This is a genomic window from uncultured Pseudoalteromonas sp., from assembly GCF_963922945.1.
Taxonomy (GTDB): Bacteria; Pseudomonadota; Gammaproteobacteria; order Enterobacterales; family Alteromonadaceae; genus Pseudoalteromonas.
This window is the reverse complement of the sequence record NZ_CAWUKC010000059.1, coordinates 1-25055: the sequence shown is the minus strand read 5'-3', so window position 1 is coordinate 25055 and position 25055 is coordinate 1. Positions and strand designations below refer to the sequence as shown.

The window sequence follows — 25055 nt, the reverse complement described above, 5'->3', positions numbered from 1 at the left end:
TCTCTTATTGTTGTTGGTGGCCTCATAGAGTTAAAACGAATAAACGAAGCTATCCGGTATAAATACGCCACTACAATGGCACTTTTAGCATAACGCTTTAAATACATTTGCTCGGCTATCATAGTTTAAAAAGGTGATTTCATGATATGAATCTCTAGCAAAAGTTAACTAATTATTTACAGGTGTTTATTTGATGGTTAAGCTAAATGCATTGTAATATATGGACATTTTTCGGTTTATAAAACGACAAATGTCGTAGACAAAATTGTTATGTTTGCTTAGATATGGAGTATCTAAATTGAAAGAAGTTGTAATAGATATATTGTTTGCTGGTTTATTGGTTGTCCCATTAGTTCTAAACTTTGCCCCACGTTTGGTTAAAAAGTTGATTACTACCTTTGATAAATCTATTGCTAAGAGTAATAGCTACCTTCTCTCATTACCTATTTCTGTGTATTTGATTTATGAATTGTCTACAAAAAGTAACTGGGCCGCCAATTTAAGCCTGTTTGTTGCGTTTGTACTTTTTTTTACAATCTATGCGTCTGCTATAGCATGTTTGTTACATAGAGCAGACAAACACAACAAAAGCCTCAACGACGACAATGTATAGTTGTTACGGTTTTGACAGACAACGCAAAAAACCGCGCCAACACATTGCGTGTTAGGCGGGCGTTATGTGCTAAGTGAAATTAAATGGTAAAGAAAGCAACAAGATCACAAATACACTGGCCATGCATTCTAATGCTCTGTTTTTCGGTTATTCCTCTGGTTTCGTTTACTTTGGACCTTAATTACAGAGACCTGTTCTTTGCAGTTGGCTTTGCGTGTTTGACTTTCACAAGTTTTAGGTTGCTTCCAGCCGACTTTTTGACTAGAAAGTTGTCATTTTCAAAGACGCAATACTCCAAGGTAGAAGCAAAAAATAGCGATAAAATCGTCCAAGTGTTAGGTTTTGGTTTTATACTGACTGGCTTGTACTTATCATATGTATAGCGCACATAACAAGGCAATGAACCGGGTGAATGCTTCTCACCCGTTTTAGTGGGCACCTCTCATCACTTTGAGGACGTTAAAATGCCTAGATATACCAACCTAGAAAGACATGGTTTTACCCCATTAATTTCAAAATCAAAGCAGTCGAACTAAGCTTACGAGACGGTGTCATGTCAAAGGACGTTGCGAAGGTAAGTTTAAAAACGCGCCGCGCTATCAAAGCCACAACAAAACAATGAGTAAACTCCCAACAAAAACAGAGCTGGATAACATTCAAAAGCTTAAGAAAGAAAATGAGCGTTTTAAGCAGGAGAATGACCAGCTAAAAAAGTGGCAACGGTATCTGGCGGAAGTACACCAGAAAAACCTTAGTTCATCCAAAAGTTCGAACAAGCCTTAAACCAACAATGACACCCACACAAATATTTTATAGCAATAAACGTTAAAAAATAAAATAAGCAAAACCACAAGGCCAAATAGAACGTACCTTAACAAATACACTCTCTTTTAGGGTTATGCCATGAAACACATTAAATACCTTTCTTTACTCGTGCTTAGTTTGTTATCAAATGCCAACGAAAGTATTCCATTGGATGATATTTTAACTTTAAGATGGGAAAACCGCCTTATAATTGTCAATCAACATACAGATTCAGATAATGCATTAAGCCTTATGAAAAAATATTCAAAAGATATTAATGAGCGAGACATTGTTTGGTTTATTATGAAAGAGGCAGGGGCTGTAACTAACTACTCTGGTCGGTTATCTGATTCATTCATGTCAAATGTCCAGCAGCAGTATCGACTCAAAAAGAATACTGTTACTTTAATAGGAAAAGACGGCGATATTAAATCTCAAGAAAAGAGCATTGATGTTCAAACGCTTTTTTCAACCATAGACGCTATGCAGATGCGCCAAAGAGAAGTACAACTAAATCAATAAAAAATTAATATATTAGGAAATAAACAAGACACCCATTTTAAATTTTCATTTCCAATAAGAATTTAGTGCCCGTTTTGGGCAGGTAAATTAAGGTGAGTGTTTCCTTGAAAAGAAAAGTGCTTATTTACGTACAACTAAGCGGGGCTCATAGATGCTATTGTTTTATTAAAAATACTTTCTAGTGTTAAGCTATGCAAAAACAATAGGATAGTTACTCTACCATGGCATTTTACCTTCCTCTATTAGAGCCTCATTTTAAACACATTGAAATTGGCGATACGCTAACATCGCTTTGGAGTGGGTGTGGTAGTATTGTTGAGTGTATGCTTGATGCCGAGCCTTGTGTGATTAAAGCGATCAAAATACCAAGCCATATAAGCCATCCAAAAATTAAGCAAAGTGAATTTGCATTAAAAAGAAAGCAGCAGTCTTATGAAGTTGAATATAACTTTTATAAGCGTTACAGCCCGATATTACCTAATAAAGCAAAAAGTATTGAATGTGTAAGTGCAATTAATAGCGGCGATGACTATGCGCTGGTATTTAAAAACTTTACCAAACATGGTTTTGCTCAAGCGAGTGCGATTGACATAAAACCAATACTTACGTGGCTAGCCCATTTTCATGCGTTTAGTTTAAATAAGCCTGCAAAGGGCTTATGGCAGCAAGGGAACTATTGGCATTTGAGCACACGCCCAGATGAGTTTAATAAGTTAAAACAAAGCGCTGACAAAAAATCCGATATTAAAAGCGCGGCTCATAAAATTGATAAAACACTGCAAGCATCGCGCTATAAAACCCTCATACATGGCGATGCTAAACTTGCCAACTTTGCTGCAAGTGAGCTAAGCGAAATACTCGCTTATGACTTTCAATATGTAGGCGCAGGCGTTGGGGTTACAGATGTAATGTACTTTATGACGAGTTGCTTTAACGACGAGCATTTACATAAGTATGCTGATGCGCATTTATCTTATTATTTTTCGCAATTTAAAAGTGCGCTTGGTGTTTATCAACCACAAATAAATGCCGATGACGTTATTACAACGTGGCATTCATTATGGCCATTAGCTTGGGCCGATTTTTATCGTTTTTTAGCCGGCTGGAGCCCTGATCACTTTAAAATAAACAGCTACATGATGGCGCAAGTAAACTTAACGTTATCAAGTAACAATTTATAAACATAAAGCCGTGTGCTGTTTGCATAAATATCAAGCAAATCAATGTATTTTGGCACGATCTATGAAAACTTTTTTAAAATAGCAGGTCAAATGACCTTTTTTAATATAAAATACCGCCAATTTTTGTATCAGTAGGTTTTTATCATGTCAGTTCACGTAATTACACACCCTCTAGTTCAACATAAATTAGGCTTAATGCGCGCTCACGGTATAAGTACTAAAAGCTTTCGTGAATTATGCTCTGAAGTGGGTACTTTATTAACCTACGAAGCAACTAAAAACCTACAGTTAGAAGATAACGAAATTACTGGTTGGGACGGCAACAAATTAAAAGTAGAGCACATTAAAGGGAAAAAAATTACGGTAGTGCCAATTTTACGTGCAGGCCTTGGCATGATGGACGGTGTAATGCAGTTATTACCAGCAGCTAAAGTGAGTGTTGTAGGCCTTGAACGTAACGAAGAAACACTCGAACCCGTTCCTTACTTTGAAAAATTAGTAGGCAATATTGATGAGCGTTTAAGCTTAGTGATAGACCCAATGCTTGCAACGGGTGGCTCTATGATTGCTACAATTGATATGCTTAAAAAAGCAGGCTGTAAAGAAATTAAAGTTATCGTACTGGTTGCCGCACCTGAGGGCGTTGAAAAAACATTAGCCGCTCACCCTGATATCGAAATTTTTACTGCATCAGTAGATAGCCACTTAAATGAAAAGGGTTACATTATCCCAGGGCTTGGTGATGCGGGTGATAAAATTTTCGGTACGGTTTACTAAGGTTTAACAGTGCAAAATAATTCTACATTTTCTATAAAAACTATTTTAACCGGCGCCCAAATGTTGTTTGTAGCATTTGGTGCGTTAGTGTTAGTGCCTTTATTAACAGGGCTTGACCCAAGTGTCGCTTTGTTTACAGCGGGTATAGGAACTTTATTGTTTCAGGTAGTGACTAAAGGCAAGGTGCCAATATTTTTAGCGTCATCATTTGCGTTTATTGCGCCTATTATTGCTTCAGTGCAAATGTGGGGCGTACCAGCCACCATGGGTGGTTTAATGGCTGCTGGTTGTGCTTATATGCTGTTAGCGCTATTGGTTAAATTTAAAGGGGTGGCAACACTTCATAAAATTTTGCCCCCTGTGGTGGTAGGCCCTGTAATAATGGTAATTGGTTTAGCCCTGGCACCGGTTGCGGTAAACATGGCCATGGGTAAAAGTGGCGACGGCAGTATTGAACTCTTCGCGTACGATAAAGCCATTATTATTTCGCTGTTTTCTCTTGTTGTAACACTTATTTTTGCGGTATGGGGTAAGGGGGTTTATAAGCTTATACCTATATTAGCTGGTGTTATATCTGGTTATGTTTTATCGCTTGTAATGGGCGTGGTTGAATTTGGCAGTGTAAATGAAGCCAGTTGGTTGGCAGTACCAAACTTCACATGGCCTGAATTTAAGTGGCAAGCCATTTTATTTATGGTACCAGTAGCCATTGCCCCTGCTATTGAGCATATTGGCGATATGATGGCGATTAGCCAAGTAACTAACAAAGATTTTTTGAAAAAGCCAGGTTTACATCGCACTTTATTTGGTGATGGTTTAGCAACTGCTGCAGCTTCAATGTTTGGCGGCCCACCTAATACAACCTACTCAGAAGTGACCGGTGCCGTGATGCTGACCAAAAACTTTAACCCTAGAGTGATGATGTGGACTGCCATTATTGCCATTGTACTCGCATTTGTAGCAAAAATGGGCGCTGGTTTACAAACTATTCCTGTACCTGTGATGGGCGGAATCATGATTTTACTATTTGGCTCAATTGCAGTAGTGGGCTTAAATACCTTGGTTAAATCGGGTGATGACTTAACTGCACCACGTAATTTGAGCATTGTAGCGCTTATTTTAGTGTGTGGTATTGGTGGTATGCACATTGGTGGCAGTCAATTTAGCCTAGAGGGCGTAAGCTTATGTGCCATTTTAGGTATAGTGCTTAATTTAGTATTGCCAAAGGCTGAGCCAGAACAAAATTAATAGTGCACTATTATTAAAGTGTTGCACCAAAATAGCGCATTTTTGATGCGCTATTTTTTTAACTCATTAAAAAATAACTAAAAATAATAGTGGTCTAGTACCTGCATTTGTTACTTCATACTATAAGGAGTGACTATGTCAGAGGCCAGTATTGTGGATATAACCCCATTTTTAGCAAAACACCAATTGCCTTTAAAGTATCAGTACCTTAGTGAGCAATTTTTTATCCCCCTTGCACACGATATTCTAGAATCAAAAAAAAATAACACCCCTATTTTTGTCGCCATAAACGGCTGTCAAGGCTCAGGAAAAACGACCCTCGCAGATTTTTTAGTTACTTGGTTTAGTAACAATACACCGTTTACCAGTGTTGCGATTTCTATTGACGATTTTTACTTATCTAAAGCGCACCGCCAAGGACTTGCCAAAGACGTACACCCACTATTTGCTACTCGTGGTGTGCCTGGCACCCACGATGTGGGCTTAATGAATACCACCATTAATCGGTTACTTACAAAAGAAGTTGGCGTACCTTTGCCTAAATTTGACAAGCAACATGACGATTGCAGCCCCGAGCAAACATGGCAATGTAACAGCAAACCCATTGATATTATTATTTTAGAGGGCTGGTGTGTTGGCAGTGAGCCGCAACCGCTATTTTCATTAAGTGAGCCTATAAACGAGTTAGAATCAAAGCAGGATAAAGAGGGCGTGTGGCGACGCTGCGTAAACAGTTGCCTAGCAAATGAATACAAAAGTGTGTTTAGTAAAATAGATTACACCGTGATGCTTAAAGCACCGAGCTTTGAAGATGTATTTAAGTGGCGACAAGAACAAGAGCAAAAGCTTATTGCCACAAAAGGCGAGGGTGATGGCACCATGAGTGATGAGCAACTAGTGCACTTTATTTCTCATTTTGAGCGTATCACTCGCGAAAATTTAAATACGCTAAGCGCTAAAGCAAATGCGCTTATAGAGCTTGATAGTAATCGCGATATAAGTGCTATGCATTTGACCAGCGACGACACCCAACAACCTATTATATTTACCGATTTAGATGGCACGTTACTCGATCACGCTGATTACAATACCAACAATATCAGTAGCCTGCTGCAAGATTTACAAGCCGCTCATATTCCTGTGGTATTTAATACCAGTAAAACATTTTGCGAGGTGGTGGAGCTTAAAAACGAGCTTAATATTCAACAACCCTTTATTGTTGAAAACGGTGCTGCGGCTTATTTACCCATCGATTATTTTGAGCTTAAACCTATTGGCTGCACGCAAGTAGGGGCATATTGGTGCTATGCGTTTGCCTCGCCCTTATCTAGTTTACTGAGTGATTTAGACTCCTTAAGCAGCGACTATAAATCGCATTATAAGTTATTTAGTGATTTGTCGCGTGAGCAAATATCATCCCTCACCGGGCTTGATGAAGCACATGCAAGGCGCGCTCAAACACGCGATTTTTCAGATCCACTTTATTGGCATGGCAGCGATGAACTACTTGATTCGTTTGTAAACGATGTTAAAGCACTCGGCTACGAAATTAAAATAGGCGGGCGGTTTATACACATTGCTAAAAACACCGATAAAAGCGCTGCACAGCAGTGGTTAGTTAAACAAATTTCACAACATTTTAGAAAGCCTCTCACGGTAATTGCACTTGGTGATAGTGACAACGATAAGCAGATGTTAGAGCAAGCTGATATCGCCATTATCATCCATAACCCCAGCAGTAAAAAGCCGGTTAAGTTATCTCACAATAAGGCACGTTACTCTCAATCTCCCGCTCCACAGGGTTGGATTGAAGAAATAACCACATTGCCTTGTATTCGCAGCATTTTAAATACTATTGAGGAGCAAAAATCACATGGCTGATTTTTATCAAAATGGCATCATCACAACGTTACATAATATTGCCGACAGACCTGTTGGAGCGCTAGAAGAAGAGCTTGTTGGTTTTAGCAAACAGCGGCCAATGGGGTTAATACTCCCTTCTTTATTTAGTGAGCTTGAAGGCCCTGCGCTGCAAAATATTGTAAAAGAGCTAAGAGACGTGCCTTATTTATCGCAAATAACCATAGGTTTAGACCGGGCTGATGAGTCGCAGTATCGCCATGCATTAGGCTTTTTTAAAGAGCTTAATCAAAACCATAAAGTGCTTTGGAACGATGGAGCGCGTTTACAAGCGCTCGATAAAGAGCTACAACAGCTAGGCGTTGCACCGCGTGAACTTGGTAAAGGCAGAAACGTGTGGTATTGCATGGGCTATAAATTAGCCACCTCAGAAGTGGAGTCGATAGCCCTTCACGATTGCGACATTTTAACTTACGACAGAGGCTTGCTTGCACGCTTAATTTACCCTGTTGCGCACCCTCGTTTTAATTATGAATTTTGTAAAGGCTTTTACCCGCGTACTGCAAACGGCAAAATTAATGGCCGCGTGTCGCGCTTATTAGTTACACCATTACTACGCTCGTTCAAAACTATTTTAGGTAATACCGATTACCTAGAATATATGGACTCGTTTAGATACCCATTAGCGGGGGAATTTTCATTTAGACGCGACGTATTAAATGATATTCGAATCCCAAGCGATTGGGGGCTTGAAATTGGTGTACTGAGTGAAATGTACCGTAATTATTCGCATAATCGCTTATGCCAAGTTGATATTGCTGATAATTACGATCATAAGCACCAAGCGCTTTCGCTGGACGATCAAAGTGCCGGTTTATCTAAAATGTCGATAGATATAACTAAAGCATTATTTAGAAAACTAGCTACACAGGGCGTAACCTTCACCAGTGAAACTATTCGTTCGTTAAAAGCAACTTACTACCGGATTGGTTTAGACTTTATAGAAACGTATCATAATGATGCACTAATGAATGGGCTCACTCTTGATGTACACCAAGAGGAAAAGGCCGTAGAAATGTTTGCTCAAAACATCATGGAAGCAGGTCAGCACTTTTTAGAGAACCCAATGGAAGCGCCATTTGTGCCAAGCTGGAACCGTGTTGTATCGGCAATGCCAGATGTTTTTGAGCGCTTAAAAGAAGCGGTTGAGCTTGATAATAAAGAATTTAGTGAATAAATAAAACAATAATAAGGGGCGCGTGTGAATACAGTAAGTGAATTATTTTTACAGCGGGTAGAGCAGCATTTACATATTATTTATAAAGATGTTGAATTGCCCTTAAGTATTACAGAGCTGGCTGAGCAGCTTATTACTATAATTTTAGGCGACAGCCCGCTGCGCGACCCCACACCGCATACAAACCGTTGGGATGAGCAAGATATTATACTAATAGCTTATGGCGACTCTATTATTAAGCACGATGAAGGCGACCAAGCGGTTGCAAAGCCAGTAGAAGCCCCACTTAAAACCCTGCACCGATTTATTAAAGAGCGCTGTGATATGCAGCTTAATGCGTTGCATATATTACCGTTTTACCCGTATAGCTCAGATGAGGGCTTTGCGGTAATGAACTACGTGCAAGTAAATGAATCGCTGGGGGATTGGCAAGATATTAAAAATATTGCCAAAGATGTAAAGCTAATGGCAGATTTAGTGATTAATCACTGCTCTAGCCGCAGTGTATGGTTTGAAAATTTTTTAAACGATTTACACCCAGGCAAAGATTATTTTAAAACGGCAAGTTTAACCGATGATTTATCTAATGTAGTACGCCCACGTACCTCACCCCTATTAAATACAGTAACCACGCCAAGCGGCGAAAAACACGTGTGGTGCACATTTAGCCACGATCAAGTGGATTTTGATTTTGCTAACCCAGAAGTGTTAAAGGAGTTTATACGCATTATTCGCCATTACTTAGATAATGGCGTTCGCTTGTTTAGACTCGACGCGGTTGCATTTTTATGGAAACAGCTCAATACCAGTTGTATTAATTTACCGCAAACCCATGAAGCCGTAAGGCTTATTCGTACGCTGATAGAGCATACTGAGCCAAACGTCGTTATCATCACCGAAACAAATATACCAAACCAAGAGAACCTATCTTACTTTGGTAATGCCAACGAAGCGCACAGCATTTATAACTTTGCTTTACCGCCTTTATTACTGCATACATTACTTAGTGGAGATAGCACGGCGATTAAACATTGGATGATGAGTATGCCGCCGGCGCAAAACGGCACCACATACTTTAATTTTATTGCCTCGCACGATGGTATTGGGCTTAGGCCTATAGAGGGCTTGTTACAGCCAAGCGAAGTGGCGTCATTGGTGAGTACATCTATGCAATTTGGTGGGCGTGTATCAATGCGTACCAGTAGCGATGGTACGCACACACCGTACGAATTAAACATAGCGCTTTTTGATGCATTGCAAGGCACGCACAATGGGCAAGATAAGTTTGGTCTGGAGCGGTTTATGTGTGCGCACGCTATTATGTTTGCCCTTGAGGGGATCCCAGGGCTTTATATTCATAGCTTGCTTGGCACAACAAACGATTACGAACGCTTTGAAAACTCACAACATAACCGTGCTATAAACCGTCATCGCTGGCAAGAGTCAAAGTTATTATCGGCTTTAGGTGATAAATATAGCCATCATCACAAAGTGTTTAATGGTATTAAGCACCTATTAGGTATTCGTAAAAAACAAAGTGCATTTCATCCAAATGCCACGCAATTTACGCTGCATTTAGCGGGGGGGTTATTTGGTTTTTGGCGGCAAAGTATAGATAGGCGCCAAAGTATATTTTGCGTTTATAACATAAGTGATAAACCACACGTACTTACCCTTGCAGATTTAAACTTAATTAACACCCAGCAATGGTTTGATTTAGTGGCTGATAAAACAATAAGCGAAGATCAACTCACCATAGAGCTTGAGCCGTATCAAAGTGTATGGTTAAGTAATATTAAATAAAGTGCAGTAATACCAATTTACAAAATAGATCACATAATTAAGCGCATTGGTATAAAAAGGCTCGCAGTGCGAGCCTTTAACTTAATTAATAAACGTTGTTACTAATTATAAGCTGTAGCTTAAGTTAATGTAGCCAAAGCGGCCTATGTTATCGTAACTTGCAGAGCCTGCACCTGTACCACGAGTACCGTACGGAAGCTTACGATTAAATAGATTATCAACACCTACTTTAACACCTAAACCATTATCAAAGTTGTAACCCACTGTCATGTCGGTAATAAAGTATTTACCGTAAGCCATTTGATTACTTGGGTTTGGGTTACTCGCAAGCTCAACATTTGTGTATAAATCAACTTCACTTAAGAAACGAGTTTCAACGGTTGAGTAAAAGTTATCCATAGCATAGCTAACTGATAGATTAGCTTGCCATTTGGCTTCACCGGTTGTACCTGCATATTCTATATATGAGCTAGGATCATCCTGGAACGGGTAATCTTTACGTTCAATAAGGTAAGTACCGACTAAACGTGTTTTGAAGCTACCTTCTAGCGCATCAAAGTCGTAACCTAATTCAAAATCAACACCAGACGCTTTTTGACCAGCTACGTTTAGTACTGAGTTTTGAATCAATGAAATTTCACCACTGGCATTACGGGTAATTAAATTACAGTATTGGTTGTCTATGCCGGTTGTGCTATCAACACAGCGGTCAAGAATATCTTGCGCGTCGATTGTATCAATGGCATCTTCAAGATCAATTTCCCAGTAATCTATAGTAAGCACAGCGTTTTCAATAAACTCTGGTTGATAAACAATACCAACCGTTGTACTTGTTGACTCTTCACCTTTAACATCACGGTTACCACTGCTTAAACCATCTAATGATGCAGAGTCGTAATCTGAGTTAAAGTCACTCGCTACACCCAGCGCTGCACAGTTTGCAGTGCGAATAGCACCGTTAGATAAATCACCTAAGTTTTCAGCACGACATGGGTCGTCCACAGTGTAGAATGTTTGGCTTGCTGCACCAAATACTTCACTTATGTTTGGCGCACGAAGTGCCGCAGATTGTGTTACACGTACACGTAGCTCATCGTTAACCGTCCAGTCAAGACCAAGTTTCCAGCTAGTTGCTTCGCCAATTGTACTGTAATCAGCATGACGTACCGCGGTATCAAATACTAAGTCTTGAATAAGCGGTAAGTCTGTTAAAATAGGCATAGTCGCTTCAAAAAATACTTCGCGAACATTAAACGAGCCTTTGTCTTCGCCTAAAGCATTAAAGAAAGTACCTTCTGCGTTATCAGGCTCTTTTGTTTCGCTTTCTTCTTTACGGTACTCAGCACCAAATGCAACACCTACATAACCTGCTGGTAATTCAAAAATCGCGCCATTAGCAAGTGAGCCAGAAACCACGGTTTGCTTAATTGTTGATGTACCAATTGATACCGTATTGATGTAATCAATCGCTTGTTGAGAAGGCGCGCCAAAACCCATAATATTAACAGGTACACAGCCATCAGCGCGTGCTGCAGCGCTGCTACATACAATATTGCCATCTGCATCTTCAACGGCATCAAGGGCGTTAAAGTAGTTAGCTAAAATCATGTTTGCGCCGTTTTCACGCTCTAAATCTGTTTGACCGTAAACAACAGAGGTATCTAATTCCCAGTCTTCAAACACAGTCCCTTTTAAGCCTGTAACAAAACGCGTAGTTTCACGGGTATTGTTTTCAACGCGGCGGCCAAGGTCACTCATCATGCGATTAACCATGATTGAGTCAACGCCTTCTTCTTGCATACGTGCTTTAATATCTGGGTCTAAGTAAGGGTTGTCAATTTTAATGCTGTTGTCGCTATCAAAGAAGAAAAAAGCAGGTTGACCTATGCTTTCGCCTTGGCTGTTTACGTATTTAGCATCAAAGTAAACGTTCAAGTCGTCGGTCACATCGTAGTTAACTTTAAAGTTTACGTTGTAGCGTTCAAACTCTGGTTGAATTTCTTCAAATTGGCCTAGGTTAAAAAAGTCACAATTTGCACATGAAAGGCCATCTACGTTATTGCCAATATATAGGTCACGTGCGCTGCTATCTGGATTAAAGCTATTAGTATAGCCATCTTCAAGAGCGTAAACACCCGCGTTGTTAATAGCGTAGTAGCCCGCATTAGGCGTTAATATTTTATCAGGGAAGTCTGCGCTATCTTTGTTTGCATCTGTTTGAGCTTGATTACGTAAGCTGCTAAAAGATGTACTCGTCCAAGGGTGGTCAAGTGCGTTTAATGAATCTTGGCCAGAGTACTCAATAGCAAAAGCGGCATTACCACGGTCGTTATCAAAGTTAGAGCCGTACGAGAATGTAGCTTTTTCGTTGTTGTAACTATTTAAATCGGCAAAACCGCGGGTAACACTAAAGTCCATGCCTTCTATGTTGTCTTTTAAAATAAAGTTGACAACACCTGTCACCGCATCAGCGCCGTATACAGCTGATGCACCACCGGTAATGATTTCTACTCGCTCAACCCATACGCTCGGAATAGTATTTGTATCAACAGCTTGAGAGCCCGCTGAGCTAGAAACATGACGCTTACCGTTTACAAGTACTAAGGTACGGTCGGTGCCCATATTACGTAAATCAAGAATGTTTAAACCAGCAGTACCAATAAAGCGGCCTGAGTTAGCCATGGAATAAGTATTGCCAAGTGCTGGTAAGTTGTTTAGCGCTTCACCAATGTTTACAGCGCCAGTATTAACTAGCTGCTCGCCGCTTATCACTGTTACTGGTGCCGGTGCAATAGCGCCTTCGCGTAAAATACGCGAACCCGTTACTTCAACGCGTTCAATTTTTGTCGCTTGCTCATCCTGTGCAAGTGCAGAGTTACTCGCTGTTGCAGCAGCAGTAAGCAATGCACATTTTATGCTAGTAGAAAGTAAATTATGACGTTTCATGTGTTTCCCAAAGGAGATTTTATAATAATTAAATACATTATCTTTTAGCTAAATACACAGTGCATTTAGCCTAAGCCCTATAACTTTTGTTATAGGGCTGGCGATTATTGCATGCTGAAACAATGAATAGAAGCGCAGTGATTTTTGTTTTTTTGGTACGTTAACTCTTTATTAAATTGTCTAAAGTTGCTTATTATTGGTATTATCACAACAATAAAGAGTTCGTATTTTTTAATCAAAATTAGGTACAAAGGAGGAGAGGATTGTATTTTATACTATTTTGAAGTCCTGTTTACACCTAGTTTATTTATCGGTTTGTTTTTCGAGCTTTTATGTTTTGAGTGCTAGGTATGGGGCTTAACTCTATTTTCTCGCAGATTAAATAGCTGCTTTAAAGTTGTGCTTAAATGTTGTTTTTATGTAATGAGTTTGCGTTGATTTACCTCTAAAAAGGAACATAACTAAATAGTTATATGTTTATAAAAACAATAAATTGAGTAAATTTCATCTAAAAAATAAAAAAGGCCCAGTTAAGGGCCTTCATAGAGTGGGTTATAAACTAAAAATCATATGATAGGTTTACATAGCCAAAACGGCCAATATTATCGTAACTTGCACTACCACTACCAGTACCGCGTGTACCGTATGGAAGATCTCTGTTAAATACGTTATCTACGCCTAATTTTATACCCATACCATTATCAAAGTTATAACCTACTGTTACATCAGAAATAATATAAGTGCCAAAGCTCATTAGGCTATTTGGGTTAGGGTTGTCTTCAAGCTCTTGTTCAGTGTATAAGCTTACTTCATCAATATAACGAGTGCTTAAAGACGTATAAAAACGCTCGTAGCTATACTCTATATTTATGTTAGCTTGCCACTGTGCTTCGCCAGTTGTACCCGCATACTCAATGAACTCCTCTGGCTCATCCTGGAATGGAAACTCTTTACGTTCAATTAAGTACGTGCCAATTAAACGGGTCTTAAAGCTACCTTCAAGAGCATCAAAATCATAAGCTAATTCAAAATCAATACCAGAAGCTTCTTGGCCTGATACATTCAGTACTGAGTTTTGAATTAACGTAATTTCACTGTTCGTATCACGTGTGATTAAGTCACAGTATTGATTTGAAATACCCGAAGTACTATCAACACAGCGATCAAGAATTTCTTGAGATGCAATTGTAGAAATCGCATCTTCTAGCTCTATTTTCCAGTAATCTACCGTTAATACTGCATTTTCAATGAAATCAGGCTGGTACACTAAACCTATCGTTGTACTTGTTGATTCTTCACCTTTAACATCACGGTTACCGCTTTGTAAGCCTTCAAGTGTTTGTGAATCGTAGTCTGACTCAAAGCCAACTGGTACACCAAGCGCAGCACAGTTAGCACGGCGAGTGTCACTATTTTGTAAATCATCTAAGTTATCGGCTAAACAAGGGTCATCTACGTTATAGAAAGTTTGGCTAGGTGCGCCAAAAATTTCACCAATATTAGGCGCTCTTAGTGCTTCTGACTGAGTTAATCGCAAGCGTACTTGGTCATTAACAGTCCAATCTAAGCCAAGTTTCCAGCTTGTTGCATCACCAATAGTGCTGTAGTCTGCGTAACGTACTGCTGCATCCAGAACTAAATCTTGAACAAAAGGAAGATCAGAGACTAAAGGAATAGTTGCCTCGGCAAAAACTTCACTTACATCAAATTCGCCCTTATCCTCACCTAAAGCATTGAAGAAAGTCCCCTCAGCATTATCAGGCTCAATTGTTTCACTTTCTTCTTTACGGTATTCAACACCAAATGCCATCCCAACGTAACCTGCCGGTAACTCAAAAATAGCACCATTCGCCAGTGAAGCTGATACCACCGTTTGTGTAATTTCAGAAGTACCTGTCGATACGGTATTGATATAATCAATGGCTTCTTGGCTAGGTGCGCCAAAACCCATAATGTTTACAGGTACACAGCCATCAGCACGTGCAGTTTCACTGCGACATACAATGTTGCCTTCGTCATCTTCAATTGCATCAAGCGCGTAAGAATAGTTATCTAAAATCATATTAGCGCCATTTACACGCTCAAGCTCAGTCTTACCACGAACCACTGAAGCATCTAGATCCCAATCTTCTAAAACTGTTCCTTTTAAACCCGCAACAAATCGTGTGGTTTCACGAGTGTTGTTCTCGATACGACGACCTAAATCAGTCATCATACGTAAAATATTAATCGAGTCGACGCCTTCACCATCATTGGCCTCTTCCATTAATGTTCTAACGCTGTCATCTAAGTATGGGTTATCTATACTGATTGTATTTCTAGGGTCGCCAAAGAAGAATGCAGGTTGACCAATGCTTTCACCTTCACTGTTAACGTATTTTGCTTCAAAATAAGCATTTAAGTCTTCTGTTACGTCATAGTTGACTTTGAAATTAACATTGTACCTTTCAAATTCAGGTTGTATTTCATTAAATTGTGCAAGGTTAAATGAGTCACAATCAGCACAAAGTAACCCATCAACATTGTTACCAACATAAATATCACGCTGTGTTCCGTCTGGATTAAACGTATTTACATAGCCGTTACCTACGCTAAATACGCCTGCGTTATTAATTGCATAGTAGCCTGCATTTGGTGTGTAAATTTTATCAGGAAAGTTTGGGTCATCTTTATTAGCATCAGTTTGTGCTTGGTTGCGTAAACTTGAGTAAGAGCCGTCTGTCCACGGGTGATCAAGTGCGTTTAATGAGTCTTGACCAGAGTATTCAACTGCAAATGCTGCGTTACCGCGGCCATTATCAAAGTTTTTACCATATGAAAAAGTGGCTTTTTCGTTGTTATAATCACTTAGGTCAGAAACCCCTTTAGTCACACTTAAGTTTAAGCCTTCAATGTTGTCTTTTAAGATAAAGTTAACTACGCCCGTTACCGCATCCGCACCATAAACGGCCGATGCACCACCGGTAACTATTTCAACGCGCTCAACCCATACACTTGGAATAGTATTTGTATCGACTGATTGAGAGCCCGCAGAACTTGAAACATGGCGCTTACCATTAACAAGTACTAAGGTACGGTCTGTACCCATATTGCGTAAATCAAGAATATTTAAACCGGCAGTACCAATGAACCTGCCTGAGTTTGCAAGTGAGTATGTATTACCTAACGCTGGTAATTTGTTTAAGGCTTCACCAATATTCACTGCACCGGTGTTAATAAGTTCTTCGCCAGAAATAACAGTAACAGGGGCAGGGGCTATTGCGCCTACACGGCTGATTTTAGAACCTGTTACTTCTATTCTTTCTAATTTTTTTTCATCCTCTTCTGCCGCTAATGATGAAAATGCTAAACCTGCAGTTGAGAGACAAAGTGCAGCTTTAATACTGTGAGAGACTACATTGAACGTTTTCATTGAAATTCCCTAGATGATTACTTGTGATTTTAAGTACAGCTCTTGTGCAATGTGTTTTATTACTACGAGCTGTTTATTTATTATTTACATTGCACATTAACAATTAACATGGATATATATGGGAACAACTATTTTTCGCTGAAATCACAATAAAACGTGTTCAAATGCAATGTTAATTAAATGAAAAAAACAAGCTTAACCATTGTTTTAAAATGAGATTATTCTTTTAATTTAAATTGTTTATACTGTTTTGAAATGTATTTAATATAGGTAATTCCTGCGTTTGTATTGATATTTTTGAGTTTCTATTCGGTGGAGTTGATCTTTATTGTCCCTTTTATGTGGTGTTTTTTCTAAGGTGTATTATCAATATTTACCTTTTAGTTACATTTCTTTGGGGCTTGTTACTTACTTGTTTATTGTAAAGCCCCTTTACAGATACCTATCTTCAATTACTCCCTCAGTTACTTTGCTACGTAAACTTGGTACACTTATACCGTTTGTTATAGATAGGTTTTACCATGAAGTTTTTAGTTTTAGTTGTTGCTGTTTTATATAGTACGGCTGCTTTTTCAGAGCAAAAAGTTGATCTCGAAGTTAATATGAAAAATACGGGCCTTGCCTATAAAAATACGGTGCAAGCAGTTAGTCTTGATGACTTTAACAAAGCCATCGATAAATTTATTGCCTTGGTTGAAAACAGTAAAAAAGCGACCTTTCATAAAGAAGCAAAAATGTCGCTAAAAGGGCTAGATAAAGTGATTGCGCAAGCAAAGTTAGCTAAAAAATTAGCGAATGAGCGCGGGCTTGATGCAGCAAAACCAGCCCTTAAAAATATAGATGATTTACGCAAAGAGTATCATAAGTTGCATGAACCACCGGGCTTTTTTGACTTATTATTTGGTAATTAAGGAGTAGTAATGGAAATTTCAGTCTCATTGTTAGAAGGGCAAAAGCAAAGTGCAAAATTTGGTGATCTTGAAGTCATCAGCGATCAAAGTATTAATGCGGGTGGCGGTGCTGAACACCCTGAACCGTTTGACTACTTTTTAGTAAGCATGGTGCTATGTGCTGGGTTTTACGCACGTAAATTTTGTGAGCAACGCGATATCTCTACGCAGGGGATGACACTTACGCAAAATAATGAAAACGTAGATGAAGAAGGTAAAAAATTATTTTCTATCGAAATTAATTTACCCGATGGCTTTCCTCAAAAATATAAAAAAGCACTTATTGCTGCCGTTAATACGTGCACAGTCAAAAAAGTCATTCAAGCTCAGCCTGAGTTTTCAGTGGTTGTTAAATAAAAAAATACGGGTAAACCTAAAATAGTTTACCCGTATATTTCACGGAATTAGCGTTACTTCTTCTTCATACCTTGTACTGCTTTAAAACGTGGATTGTCTTTACATATTACAAAAACACGTCCTTTTCGCTTCACTATTTGACATCCAGGTCGTTGCTTAGCGCTTTTAAGTGAGCTTAAAACTTTCATGTCTACCCCTTTTTAGAGGTTGATAAGTTTTTGAAGCGACGGTTAAACTGTGCCACACGCCCGTCACTAGCCACTGTTTTTTGCTTACCGGTATAAAATGGGTGTGAGTCGCTAGATATATCAATAGGGACATACGGATACGTTTTCCCTTCAAGTTCAATAGTGCGATCAGTTTTTATAGTAGAGCCAATAATAAAGTAGCTATCGGCAGCGGTATCGTGAAAAGCAACCACGTTGTAATCAGGATGAATATTTGGTTTCATAATAGCTCTAAGTTGTTATGTGATAATATCGCAATAGGGTATCGTGTTTACGGCGTTTGTGCAAATGATTTTTACTCTCATTTGCATGGTTTTTTGCTGGGTAATTGTGCAAACAATTCAAAAAATAACCACTTAAACCAAAAATACTGGCTATTCGTTTTTAGGCTGTTATAACTATATAAAAAAGTTAACAATAAATTTTATGGTTTAGAGGTAAGCTATGAGCGACGCAGCACAACAAGAGCAAATAGACCAAGGGGTCATGGAAACCCTTAGAGAGCGCGATCACACAGCCTTATCCGAGCAAATTAATCCAATAGACTGTACGCATAACGATATTATTGAATTACTAGCCCAATATATGGCACTGAGCGAGCAAGATAATGATGAATTATTTGATGATTGGTTTGATAATCTTAATAAAGAACAGCATACGGTGTTAAAAGTTTTTGAGGTTTATAGAGGGCAATACGAACATCAAAATTAATATTAAAGGGCAGGTTAGCAATTTCACTTAACTGCCCTTAATTATAAAATGCAGTGTTATTTGTAGTCACATGCCTTTAATACAGCCGTTGTTTGCAAGGGGTGATGCAAGGTTAACATCTGGATTCCAGATCCTATCCCATATTTTACTTATACTGCTTAAGTTAGCGCGCTGGCTTATTTTTTCATAGTCACCCACACTCACACCTGAGTCGGTTTTTTCTCCAACAACAAAGTTGAATACGTAATAACACTCCATGCCCATTCTTAAATCAGAGAGTATTACTTTATTTTGCTGCTGGCGTATATTGTAAAAGCCTTTTGTGAACCACTGTAAGCGTTTAACTCCCCACTCATTACTTATCTCGTTTATTAATAAGGGGTCAGTGTTATAGGCATTGAATGTTACTTCGTTTGGCTCATCAAATACCGATGCATATCCAACATAATATAGCCCATCAGACATAATGACTATTCGCCAAAGCAGCGTAGTAAGCGGTGCAGGGGTGGAGATAAAATTGTTAGCGTGTATTTGCTTATCAGATAATGCTGTCGATACTTTATTGTCAATAATTGCTTTTAAAATGAGTGAGCTACATAAATACACACTACTTAGTGTAAGCATTGTGGTATTTATTTTATATGCGCGCGTAGCTGTTATTTTTGGTAGTAATGTACAAGCTGCACCAAATAGTAAGGGCACTGTATAGAGCGGGTCGACTATAAACATGTTTGAAATAGCAAAAGGATAGTCGCTAAGAGGCCACAGTAATTGCGTACCATATACCGTAAAGCTATCAAGTAATGCATGGGTCGATAAACACAAAAATACCAGCCAAAACCAGCGCGCTTTATGGACTTGCATACCGGCGTGTATTTTTAAAATAAGCCAAACAATAAGGGGGCTAATTAATAAATGCACAATTAACGAATGGCTAAAACTACGATGATAAGTAAATGCTTCTACTGGCCCGCCATAAGGAATAAACACATCTAAGTCGGGTAAAGTTCCTAAAGCAGCACCCCATAAAGCGGCTTTTCGGCCGATTTTATTACCTAATACAGCGTAACCTACTGCGCTACCTAAAACTACTTGCGTTAACGAGTCCATTTTATTCCTTTTTATTTAGGGTGTTAGTTATACTGCCTTTGGGCTTAAAAACGTCATTTATAATCTAAGCAGTGGTTTTATAAAGTCTAAAAAAGCCATTATACGCGACGATACAGCACTGTTTTTGTAATACACCGCTTGCACAATTTCGCGGTTGTTTGGTGTGCTTATACACCCTGGCAGGACTTCTATTAGCTTGCCTGATTTTAAATCATCACCAATCATAAAGTGCGAAAGTAGCGCAACCCCTTGGTTTGCCAGGCAAAGCTGGCGTACAGTTTCGCCGCTACTAGCGGTTAAAGCAAAATTTAAAGCTACGGGTGATTTTAGCGGCCAATTATTGAGTTTAGGAGAGTCGGTAAAACCAATAAGTTTATGCTGGGTTAAGTCGCTGGAGTGCGAAATAGTCGGTTTATTTTTAAGGTAACTAGGGCTTGCAACTAAATGCAATTTACTTAAGCCGAGCTTTTTTGCATGTAGGTTAGAGTCTTTTAATTCACCTATACGAATTGCTAAGTCGGTTTTATGTTCGAGCAGGTCAATAATGCTGTCGTGGGAGGTTATATCAAGCGTGATGTGCGGGTATTGCGTATTAAATTCAGCAATTAAAGGTACCAACTGGTGCAGTACAAAGGGGCTGGCTGCATCGATACGTAACTTCCCACTAGGAGCTTGTTTTAAAAGCTTTATTGCTTCTTCGCCGGTTTGTAAAGTGTTTAAGCCATCGCGAGCATATTTAATAAAGGTATGGCCCTCTTCGGTTAGCTCTAATCGGCGAGTGGTCCTGTTTAGTAATGTACATTGTAACGTGTTTTCAAGGCGAGACACGGCCCGCGACACTTTTGCTACTTGCTGATCAAGCAAATTAGCTGCTGCTGAAAAACTGCCGCTATCTACTACGGTTAAAAACATTTCTAAGTCTTCGGTTTTTGCATGCTGAGCCATACGTTAGCACCTTACTTTTGCATTAATTACAAAAGTATTTTGTCACTAATGCTATTTTTTGCAAACACATTTTTAGTCAAACTGTAAGCCTTAACTAATAATGAGGACTTAATTATGCCATTGGCTTTGTGGGCGCTCACCTTAAGCGCATTTGCAATAGGAACAACCGAGTTCGTAATAGTGGGATTAGTGCCTACTATTGCAAACGATTTAGGCGTAAGCCTACCGTCAGCGGGTTTGCTAGTTAGTTTATATGCAGTTGGGGTTGCCATTGGTGCACCGGTACTGACTGCGCTAACCGGGCGTTGGAACCGTAAAATAGTACTTATAAGCTTAATGGGTTTATTTGTGTTAGGTAACTTACTTGCATGGCAAGCACCGAGCTACGAAACATTAATATTAGCTCGCATACTAACAGGCCTGGCTCACGGTGTGTTTTTCTCAATTGGCTCTATGATTGCTACAAGCTTAGTGAGTAAAGATAAAGAAGCCAGTGCTATTGCTATTATGTTTACCGGGCTGACTGTTGCACTAGTAACGGGTGTGCCGCTAGGGACATGGATTGGTCAACACTTTGGCTGGCGTGCAACGTTTTTAGTGGTGTCGCTACTGGGTTTAATTGCGTTAATTGGTAGCGCTATTTTAGTGCCAAAAAATTTAAAGCAGTCTATTCCTGCTACGTTTAAAGAGCAGCTTCAGGTTATTGTAAAACCTCGCTTACTACTTGTGTATTTAATGACAATTTTAGGTTATGGCGGCACGTTTACTGCGTTTACTTACTTAGCACCTATTCTAGAGAAGCAAACAGGTTTTGCTCCTTCAGCGATTGGTTTAATTATGCTTGTGTATGGTGTATCTGTCGCTATTGGTAATATTTGGGGCGGTAAACTGGCAGATAAACGCGGCCCAATTAGCGCATTGAGTATTATATTTAGCGCGTTAACAATTATTTTATTGGCATTTACCTTTACGATGGAATCAAAAGTTGCAGCCGTACTGACTATTTTAGTATGGGGTGCATTTGCGTTTGGTAACGTACCGGGCTTACAGCTCTATGTTGTTAAGCAAGCGCAAAAGCATACCCCTAATGCGGTAGATGTCGCATCGGGATTAAACATAGCAGCGTTTAATATTGGTATAGCTCTAGGCTCAATTATTGGTGGCAGTGTAGTAGAGGGTATGTCACTTCAAGATACAGCTTGGATAGGTGCAATAATATCGGTACTGGCATTACTGGCAACCCGCTACAGTGGCATGTTAGATAAGCGAGAAGTTCAGCCAGCGTAAACCATCTTTTTGCTAAGGTTGAAACTCAAATTAATGGCCTCATTACCTGTATTGAGGTCATTAATTTTAAATGACGACACAGAAGTAAAAGGTGTATTTCGAAAAACTTAAGCAGTTTGTATTTTTAACCGATTATTTTATAAGGACAGAGCCATGACACAACGTGTAATTGAAATGCCAGATTTAGGCATGGGAACATTTCGTTTAGAAGGCGATACCGCCTACAACTCAGTAAAAATGGCGTTAGATGTAGGATTTCGTCATATCGATACAGCACAAATTTATGGTAACGAAGAGCAAGTAGGCCAAGCCATAAAAGACAGCAACATTCCGCGCAGCGAAATATTTTTAACCACCAAAGTGTGGAACAACAAGCTTAACAAAACTGACTTTATTGCCAGCGTTGAAAAGTCACTAGAAAAGTTACAAGTAGACTCTGTTGATTTATTACTTATTCATTGGCCGGCGCCTTCAAATGATGAGCCTATGAGTGAGTATTTAACGGAGCTTTTAAAAGCTAAACAGCTTGGTTTAACAAAGCACATTGGTGTTTCTAACTTTACTATTGCCAACCTAAACGAAGCAATGCAAACACTGGATTCGCGAGAAATATTTACTAACCAAGTTGAAGTGCATCCTTATTTAACCAATACAAAACTACGCGCTTTTTGTGATCAGCACGACATTCATGTTACAGCGTATATGCCATTTGTAGTAGGTAAAGTACTCAAAGACGAAACCATTATTGATATTGCTAAAAAGCATGAAGCATCACCAGCGCAAGTGGTTATTGCATGGATTAATGCCAACGGCATGACTACCATCCCATCATCAACTAAGCGTAAAAACTTAGAAGATAACTTTAACGACCACGTTAAGTTAGACGCTGAAGATATTGCCCGTATTGACGGACTTGATTGCGGCGACCGCCAAGCAACGCCTGATTTTGCCCCACAGTGGGATGAATAATTGACTATATAAAACCTACAGAGGTGTAGCTGTGCTGCACCTTTATTTTAATAAGGACTTCGTATGTTAACGGTAATTGCTACCATTACGAGCAACAATATTGACGCAGATGTCGTACTCACCGCGCTTGAAAACCTACAAAAGTACTCACGTCAAGAAGTGGGTTGCCTGCGTTACGAGTTATCGGTCAAAAGTGATGATGACCAAACGACTTATTTAGTCAGTGAGCAATGGGCATCTGATGAGCATTTTGAAGCGCATAAAGATGAGCCACACTTCAAAGTTTTTGGCACTCAAGTGACCGGGCTAGTAACAAATAGTAATATTGAAGTGTTCAATACTATTGGCTAGAAAAAGTAATCTTGTGCAGGGCAATTTAACTCGTATCGTGGCGATGTAACGATGCATCGCCATTAAATGAATATAGTGAATTTACATTAATGCCTGACCTATATTTATTTAATTGATAAATCGTACTTTAAAATCAGTGCATCTATATAACGCGTACGTAGGGTCTGCTGTTTTTCATGCTCGGCACCGTGGCCTAGCGCTTTGTTTAATAGTTTTATAACGGGGTGCAGTTGTGTTCGCTCATCTTGATTCAAGCTTACTTTAGTGCGCAATTCAGTAATATCGTCTACCAATAGGCGGCCTATATCCACACATACTATCTCGTCAATTAAACCATTTTGCGTTAGTACACCGTATTTGCTGCATAAAAACTGCTGCCACACTTGCTGAAGGTGCTCGTCTATTTCGCAGCCAAATAGCTCTTCATTAAAAATAAACCCTTGTTGTGCTAGTTTATTAAGGCTTGCCGTGTATTGCTGAGCAAAGTAATTAAATGCATTACTCGATGATTCAATTTTTTGTTTTAAAAGCCCTTGCCCCCAGTTTACACAGCCGCGCGGGTAATAGTCATCGTACTCTTCGCATTCATACAAACCAGAGTATGAGCTGCAACTTAGTTGGCTTTTTATACAATAACTGGGCTTAGGAAAAATACTTTGCAGCTGCCATGTATCTAGTTGCTCGGCATCAATATTTAAAGCATGGCAAAGCTCATCGGTATTGTAAAAATGAGTAGCTAAGTAGTTAGATAAACGCATAATGGCTCGCTTAAAGTTAAAAATACAAATACTGTTTAAATGTACAGTATTTGTATTTTGTATTATCAAACTAAATAATACAAGCCATTTTAGGTTTATTATTCGCTTAGGCCTGCAAAAATGCGTGCAAGTATGTTACAAATAGCGCAAGTTTTATAAATAATGAATTTTTATGCGCACCCTAGAACAAATTAAACAAGCAAGCTTAATTACCGCTATTAAAACCCCATACCTAGCCAATGGCGATATAGACCTGGCTAAATACGATGAACTTGTTGAAATACAAATCGCAGCGGGTGTAGATGGCATTGTGGTTGGTGGTACAACCGGCGAAGGCCAGTTAATGAACTGGGAAGAGCATTTAATGCTTATTGCGCACAGTGCAAATAAATATGGCGATAAGCTGTTAATTGTAGGAAATACGGGTAGCAATAATACCCGCGAAGCGATTAAAGCCACTAAATATGGCTTTGCGAGCGGTATGCATGCTGCGCTGCAAATTAACCCATATTATGGCCGTACCTCTATTGCCGGTGTTAAAGAGCACTTTAAACGAGTACTTGATATTGGCCCTGCGTTTATTTACAACGTAGCAGGGCGCACAGGGCAAGATTTGACCCCTGATATTATTGAGCCATTAGCAAAACACCCTAATTTGATTGGCGTAAAAGAATGTGGTGGTAACGAGCGCATTGCCCATTACGAACAGCAAGGTATTGCGTGTTGGTCAGGTAACGATGACGAAGCACACGATGCACGCCATGTCCACAAAGCACACGGTGTTATATCGGTGACATCTAATCTTATTCCTGGGTTGTTCCGCCAGTTAATGGATACCAAAAACGATGCGTTAAATACCTCATTACAACCTTTAATGAACTGGCTATTCTGCGAGCCAAACCCGATTGCAATAAACACCGCAATGATGATGACAGGCGCGGTAAACCCCGTATTTAGATTACCGTACGTGCCACTGAGCGATGAGCA

At 39.4% G+C, this 25055-nt stretch carries 22 protein-coding genes and 1 pseudogene; 16 read left to right on the top strand and 7 right to left on the bottom strand.

Going from position 1 to position 25055, the window contains the following annotated elements; genetic code table 11:
- Positions 1–298: 298 nt before the first annotated feature.
- From AABI99_RS12655 to AABI99_RS12615, 9 genes and pseudogenes are all read left to right on the top strand, one after another.
- Positions 299–613: a hypothetical protein gene (locus AABI99_RS12655; RefSeq protein ID WP_338366255.1), complete on the top strand. Its 315-nt coding sequence runs from the start codon at positions 299–301 to the stop codon at positions 611–613.
- A gap of 464 nt (positions 614–1077) precedes the next feature.
- Positions 1078–1365: pseudogene (locus AABI99_RS12650) on the top strand (IS3 family transposase); the annotation flags it as partial.
- A gap of 151 nt (positions 1366–1516) precedes the next feature.
- A complete protein-coding gene (locus AABI99_RS12645; RefSeq protein WP_338366254.1) occupies positions 1517–1939 on the top strand; it encodes a DUF4174 domain-containing protein in 423 nt (140 codons plus the stop codon).
- A gap of 221 nt (positions 1940–2160) precedes the next feature.
- Positions 2161–3120 (top strand): kinase, encoded by a 960-nt coding sequence (locus tag AABI99_RS12640; protein ID WP_338366253.1) that lies wholly within the window; start codon positions 2161–2163, stop codon positions 3118–3120.
- A gap of 144 nt (positions 3121–3264) precedes the next feature.
- Complete coding sequence (upp, locus tag AABI99_RS12635; protein WP_338366252.1) at positions 3265–3897, top strand: uracil phosphoribosyltransferase; 633 nt, start codon at positions 3265–3267, stop codon at positions 3895–3897.
- A 9-nt stretch (positions 3898–3906) separates the two neighbouring features.
- On the top strand, positions 3907–5145 hold the full coding sequence (locus tag AABI99_RS12630; RefSeq protein WP_338366251.1) for a uracil-xanthine permease family protein: 1239 nt from the start codon (positions 3907–3909) through the stop codon (positions 5143–5145).
- A gap of 135 nt (positions 5146–5280) precedes the next feature.
- Positions 5281–7026 carry an HAD-IIB family hydrolase gene (locus tag AABI99_RS12625; RefSeq protein ID WP_338366249.1) on the top strand — a complete coding sequence of 582 codons (1746 nt, stop codon included), beginning with the start codon at positions 5281–5283 and terminating at the stop codon, positions 7024–7026.
- The gene (locus AABI99_RS12620) at positions 7019–8242 is read left to right on the top strand and encodes a glycosyl transferase (protein ID WP_338366247.1); all 1224 of its coding nucleotides are present in this window, start codon (positions 7019–7021) and stop codon (positions 8240–8242) included. The genes AABI99_RS12625 and AABI99_RS12620 overlap by 8 nt, the downstream gene beginning before the upstream one ends.
- 24 nt (positions 8243–8266) lie before the next feature.
- Positions 8267–10045, top strand: a complete 1779-nt coding sequence (locus tag AABI99_RS12615; protein ID WP_338366245.1) for a sugar phosphorylase — start codon at positions 8267–8269, stop codon at positions 10043–10045.
- 105 nt (positions 10046–10150) lie between these two features.
- Here the strand turns inward: AABI99_RS12615 and AABI99_RS12610 are convergent, their stop codons facing one another.
- Both AABI99_RS12610 and AABI99_RS12605 read right to left on the bottom strand, forming a co-directional pair.
- Positions 10151–12991, bottom strand: coding sequence for a TonB-dependent receptor (locus AABI99_RS12610; RefSeq protein ID WP_338366243.1), 2841 nt, complete (start codon positions 12989–12991; stop codon positions 10151–10153).
- Between the two features lie 559 nt (positions 12992–13550).
- Positions 13551–16403 carry a TonB-dependent receptor gene (locus AABI99_RS12605; RefSeq protein WP_338366241.1) on the bottom strand — a complete coding sequence of 951 codons (2853 nt, stop codon included), beginning with the start codon at positions 16401–16403 and terminating at the stop codon, positions 13551–13553.
- 521 nt (positions 16404–16924) lie between these two features.
- On the opposite strand from AABI99_RS12605, the gene AABI99_RS12600 reads away from it, so the two are divergent.
- Together AABI99_RS12600 and AABI99_RS12595 are read left to right on the top strand one after the other, a co-directional pair.
- Entirely contained in the window at positions 16925–17314 is a 390-nt protein-coding gene (locus AABI99_RS12600) for a cytochrome b562 (protein WP_338366239.1), read from the top strand.
- A 9-nt stretch (positions 17315–17323) separates the two neighbouring features.
- Positions 17324–17710, top strand: coding sequence for an OsmC family protein (locus AABI99_RS12595; protein WP_004586490.1), 387 nt, complete (start codon positions 17324–17326; stop codon positions 17708–17710).
- A 53-nt stretch (positions 17711–17763) separates the two neighbouring features.
- On the opposite strand, the gene ykgO is transcribed toward AABI99_RS12595, so the two are convergent.
- Both ykgO and AABI99_RS12585 read right to left on the bottom strand, forming a co-directional pair.
- Positions 17764–17898 carry a type B 50S ribosomal protein L36 gene (gene ykgO / locus AABI99_RS12590; RefSeq protein WP_004586489.1) on the bottom strand — a complete coding sequence of 45 codons (135 nt, stop codon included), beginning with the start codon at positions 17896–17898 and terminating at the stop codon, positions 17764–17766.
- 2 nt (positions 17899–17900) lie between these two features.
- A complete protein-coding gene (locus AABI99_RS12585) occupies positions 17901–18161 on the bottom strand; it encodes a type B 50S ribosomal protein L31 (RefSeq protein ID WP_338366225.1) in 261 nt (86 codons plus the stop codon).
- A 220-nt stretch (positions 18162–18381) separates the two neighbouring features.
- Between AABI99_RS12585 and AABI99_RS12580 the strand changes: the two genes are divergently transcribed.
- A complete protein-coding gene (locus AABI99_RS12580; protein ID WP_055013750.1) occupies positions 18382–18648 on the top strand; it encodes a hypothetical protein in 267 nt (88 codons plus the stop codon).
- A 66-nt stretch (positions 18649–18714) separates the two neighbouring features.
- On the opposite strand, the gene AABI99_RS12575 is transcribed toward AABI99_RS12580, so the two are convergent.
- Positions 18715–19758, bottom strand: coding sequence for a metal-dependent hydrolase (locus tag AABI99_RS12575; protein ID WP_338366221.1), 1044 nt, complete (start codon positions 19756–19758; stop codon positions 18715–18717).
- 57 nt (positions 19759–19815) lie between these two features.
- Positions 19816–20703: a LysR family transcriptional regulator gene (locus tag AABI99_RS12570; RefSeq protein ID WP_338366219.1), complete on the bottom strand. Its 888-nt coding sequence runs from the start codon at positions 20701–20703 to the stop codon at positions 19816–19818.
- Between the two features lie 114 nt (positions 20704–20817).
- Between AABI99_RS12570 and AABI99_RS12565 the strand changes: the two genes are divergently transcribed.
- From AABI99_RS12565 to AABI99_RS12555, 3 genes are all read left to right on the top strand, one after another.
- Positions 20818–21990 carry an MFS transporter gene (locus tag AABI99_RS12565; protein ID WP_338366218.1) on the top strand — a complete coding sequence of 391 codons (1173 nt, stop codon included), beginning with the start codon at positions 20818–20820 and terminating at the stop codon, positions 21988–21990.
- A 153-nt stretch (positions 21991–22143) separates the two neighbouring features.
- Positions 22144–22959: a 2,5-didehydrogluconate reductase DkgB gene (gene dkgB, locus AABI99_RS12560; RefSeq protein WP_338366215.1), complete on the top strand. Its 816-nt coding sequence runs from the start codon at positions 22144–22146 to the stop codon at positions 22957–22959.
- 63 nt (positions 22960–23022) lie between these two features.
- Positions 23023–23310: a putative quinol monooxygenase gene (locus AABI99_RS12555; RefSeq protein ID WP_338366213.1), complete on the top strand. Its 288-nt coding sequence runs from the start codon at positions 23023–23025 to the stop codon at positions 23308–23310.
- 104 nt (positions 23311–23414) lie between these two features.
- Here the strand turns inward: AABI99_RS12555 and AABI99_RS12550 are convergent, their stop codons facing one another.
- Positions 23415–24068 carry a DUF6058 family natural product biosynthesis protein gene (locus AABI99_RS12550; RefSeq protein ID WP_338366211.1) on the bottom strand — a complete coding sequence of 218 codons (654 nt, stop codon included), beginning with the start codon at positions 24066–24068 and terminating at the stop codon, positions 23415–23417.
- 172 nt (positions 24069–24240) lie between these two features.
- On the opposite strand from AABI99_RS12550, the gene dapA reads away from it, so the two are divergent.
- On the top strand, positions 24241–25055 hold an 815-nt coding region (dapA, locus tag AABI99_RS12545; RefSeq protein WP_338366209.1), incomplete at its 3' end, for a 4-hydroxy-tetrahydrodipicolinate synthase.